The organism is Streptomyces sp. NPDC054841, assembly GCF_053611045.1.
Genome location: NZ_JBSGZO010000677.1, coordinates 1 through 3,568, shown reverse-complemented (window position 1 = coordinate 3,568; position 3,568 = coordinate 1). Strand labels below are relative to the sequence as shown.

Below are 3,568 nucleotides of genomic sequence, written 5' to 3'. Positions count from 1 at the left end.
ATGCCCCGGTCCCCCGCACACAGCGGGTGACCGGGGCATCGCAGGCGTCCGGGTGACGTCCTGAATTCGTTACGCTGCGTTACGCACCCATCATGTGCACGCCACCGTCGACGTGGATGATCTCGCCCGTGGTCTTCGGGAACCAGTCGGACAGAAGCGCGACGACACCGCGGCCGGCCGGCTCCGGGTCGGCCATGTCCCACTCCAGCGGGGAACGGTGGTTCCACACGTCCGCGAGCTCCGTGAAGCCGGGGATGGACTTGGCTGCCATGGAGCCGATGGGGCCGGCCGAGATCAGGTTGCAGCGGACGTGCTGCTTGCCCAGGTCACGGGCGAGGTAGCGGGAGGTGGCCTCCAGCGCGGCCTTCGCCGGGCCCATCCAGTCGTACTGCGGCCAGGCGAACTGGGCGTCGAAGGTCAGGCCGACCACCGAGGCGCCCTCCTGCGGGATCAGCGGCAGGCAGGCCATGGTCAGCGACTTCAGCGAGAACGCGGAGACGTGCATCGCGGTCGCCACGGACTCGAACGGCGTGTTCAGGAAGTTGCCGCCGAGGGCGTCCTGCGGGGCGAAGCCGATGGAGTGGACGATGCCGTCCAGACCACCGAGCTCCTCGCGCACGGCGTCCTCGAGGCGGCCGAGGTGCTCGTCGTTGGTGACGTCGAGCTCGATGACCTTGGTGGGCTTGGGGAGCTTCCTGGCGATCCGCTCGGTCAGGGTGGGCCGCGGGAAGGCCGTCAGGATGATCTCCGCACCCTGCTCCTGGGCCAGCTTCGCGGTGTGGAAGGCGATGGAGGACTCCATCAGCACACCGGTGATGAGGATGCGCTTGCCGGCGAGGATTCCACTCATGTGATCAGTGACCCATGCCCAATCCGCCGTCAACGGGGATGACGGCTCCAGTGATGTACGAGGCGTCGTCGGAGGCGAGGAACTTCACCGCGGCGGCGATCTCCTCCGGCTGCGCGTAACGGCCGAGCGGCACCTGCGAGACGATGCCCGCGCGCTGCTCGTCGCTGAGCACCTTGGTCATGTCGGTGTCGACAAAACCGGGCGCGACGACGTTGAACGTGATGTTCCGCGACCCGAGTTCGCGGGCGAGGGAACGGGCGAATCCGACCAGGCCGGCCTTGGAGGCGGCGTAGTTGGCCTGACCCGCGGAGCCGAGCAGGCCGACCACGGAGGAGATCAGGACGACACGGCCCTTCTTGGCCCGCAGCATGCCGCGGTTGGCCCGCTTCACGACACGGAAGGTGCCGGTGAGGTTGGTGTCGAGGACGGAGACGAAGTCCTCCTCGGACATCCGCATCAGCAGCTGGTCCTTGGTGACGCCGGCGTTGGCGACCAGCACCTCCACGGGACCGTGCTTGTCCTCGATCTCCTTGTAGGCCTGCTCCACCTGTTCGGCGTCGGTGATGTCACACCGGACGGCCAGGCAGCCGAGCTGGGTCAGGGCCTCCGGCGGCTCCCCCGACCGGTATGTGATCGCGACCTTGTCACCGGCTTCGGCGAACGCGCGGGCGATGGCGAGGCCGATGCCCCGGTTTCCTCCGGTGACGAGAACCGAGCGGCTCAACGGATCACCCTTTCGATAGCGGTCTGGTACTGCGAAAACCTATCGGTACCGCCCCCTCTGCAAGGGATCGACCCCTGACAGTGGCGTACCGGATGCACTGTCGGGTCCCTACAGAAGGCCGCCCGGCGGGGCGGACCGGAGCGCGGGCCCCTGGCCAGGACCGGTCCTGTCCTGTCGTTTCCCGACGTCTCCGGCTCGTTCCCCGGCGTGCGCCGCCGTCGCAGGCCGCAAAGCGATGGCCGTCGTGACTGTCGGCACTGCATGATTCACTGCGAGTCGTAATCGGTTGGGTCGAGAAGGGGAGGGCCGCTGTGCCCCATGAGATCGATCAGTCTTTCCTGGCGCTGCCGCTGCGGGCGCTCGCCGACGCGGCGCTCGCGCGGGCCCGCGCGCTCGGCGCCGAGCATGCCGACTTCCGGCTGGAGCGGGTGCGCAGCGCGGCGTGGCGGCTGAGGGACGCGAAGCCCGCCGGTTCCTCCGACACCACCGATCTCGGGTACGCGGTGCGGGTCGTGCACGGCGGGGCATGGGGTTTCGCGTCCGGGGTCGATCTGACCATGGACGCGGCAGCGCGGGTCGCGAGCCAGGCCGTGGCGATGGCCAAGCTGTCCGCGCAGGTGATCGCGGCGGCCGGGTCCGACGAGCGGGTGGAGCTCGCGGAGGAGCCGGTGCACGCGGACCGTACGTGGGTCTCGTCGTACGAGATCGATCCGTTCACCGTCGCCGACGAGGAGAAGTCCGCGCTGCTGACGGACTGGAGCACGCGGCTGCTGCAGGCGGACGGTGTGGCGCATGTGGATGCCTCGCTGCTCACCGTGCACGAGAACAAGTTCTACGCGGACACGGCGGGCACCGTCACCACGCAGCAGCGGGTGCGGCTGCATCCGCAGCTCACGGCGGTCGCCGTGGACGAGACGACCGGTGAGTTCGACTCGATGCGGACGATCGCGCCGCCGGTGGGCCGCGGCTGGGAGTATCTGACGGGGACGGGCTGGGACTGGGACTCCGAGCTGGAGCAGATCCCGGAGCTGCTCGCCGAGAAGATGCGCGCGCCGAGCGTCGAGGCGGGGGCGTACGACCTGGTCGTGGACCCGTCCAACCTGTGGCTGACGATCCACGAGTCGATCGGCCACGCCACCGAGCTGGACCGGGCGCTCGGCTACGAGGCGGCGTACGCGGGCACGTCCTTCGCCACCTTCGACCAGCTGAACAAGCTGCGCTACGGCTCGTCGGTGATGAATGTGACCGGCGACAGGACGGCGGAGCACGGTCTCGCCACGGTCGGGTACGACGACGAGGGCGTCGAGGCGCAGAGCTGGGACCTCGTCAAGGACGGCACGCTCGTCGGCTACCAGCTGGACCGGCGCATCGCGCGGCTGACGGGTCTCGGCCGCTCCAACGGCTGCGCGTTCGCGGACTCGCCCGGGCATGTTCCCGTGCAGCGAATGGCGAACGTGTCGTTGCAGCCGGAGCCGGGCGGTCTTTCGACGGAGGATCTGATCGGGGGCGTGGAGCGCGGCATCTACGTGGTCGGCGACCGGTCCTGGTCGATCGACATGCAGCGCTACAACTTCCAGTTCACCGGGCAGCGCTTCTACCGGATCGAGAACGGCCGGCTGGCCGGTCAGCTGCGGGACGTCGCCTATCAGGCGACGACGACGGACTTCTGGGGCTCGATGGAGAAGGTCGGCGGCCCGCAGACGTACGTCCTCGGCGGCGCCTTCAACTGCGGCAAGGCCCAGCCGGGCCAGGTCGCGGCGGTCTCCCACGGCTGCCCGTCCGCGCTGTTCCGCGGCGTCAACATCCTCAACACGACTCAGGAGGCCGGTCGATGAGCGGTCGCCTCGGAATCGGCCGGGGGTCCGGGGGGCGCCCCCGGGAAAGCACAGTCTCAACACGACTCAGGAGGCCGGTCGATGAGCGGTCACCTCGGAATCGGCCGGGGGTCCGGGGGGCGCCCCCGGGAAAGCACAGTCTCAACACGACTCAGGGGG

General features: G+C 69.3%; 3 protein-coding genes. 1 reads left to right on the top strand and 2 read right to left on the bottom strand.

What is annotated here, in order from left to right; translation table 11 throughout:
* Positions 1 to 79 precede the first annotated feature (79 nt).
* Positions 80 to 850: an enoyl-ACP reductase FabI gene (fabI, locus tag ACWGI8_RS41600; protein ID WP_453668649.1), complete on the bottom strand. Its 771-nt coding sequence runs from the start codon at positions 848 to 850 to the stop codon at positions 80 to 82.
* A gap of 4 nt (positions 851 to 854) precedes the next feature.
* On the bottom strand, positions 855 to 1,574 hold the full coding sequence (gene fabG, locus ACWGI8_RS41595) for a 3-oxoacyl-[acyl-carrier-protein] reductase (protein WP_453668648.1): 720 nt from the start codon (positions 1,572 to 1,574) through the stop codon (positions 855 to 857).
* Positions 1,575 to 1,885: 311 nt separating this feature from the next.
* Between fabG and ACWGI8_RS41590 the strand changes: the two genes are divergently transcribed.
* Positions 1,886 to 3,409, top strand: a complete 1,524-nt coding sequence (locus ACWGI8_RS41590; protein WP_453668647.1) for a TldD/PmbA family protein — start codon at positions 1,886 to 1,888, stop codon at positions 3,407 to 3,409.
* Positions 3,410 to 3,568 lie beyond the last annotated feature (159 nt).

Excerpts from the sequence above, each read along its gene's own strand:
- fabI (WP_453668649.1), bottom strand. The coding sequence starts at position 850 with ATGAGTGGAATCCTCGCCGGCAAGCGCATCCTCATCACCGGTGTGCTG.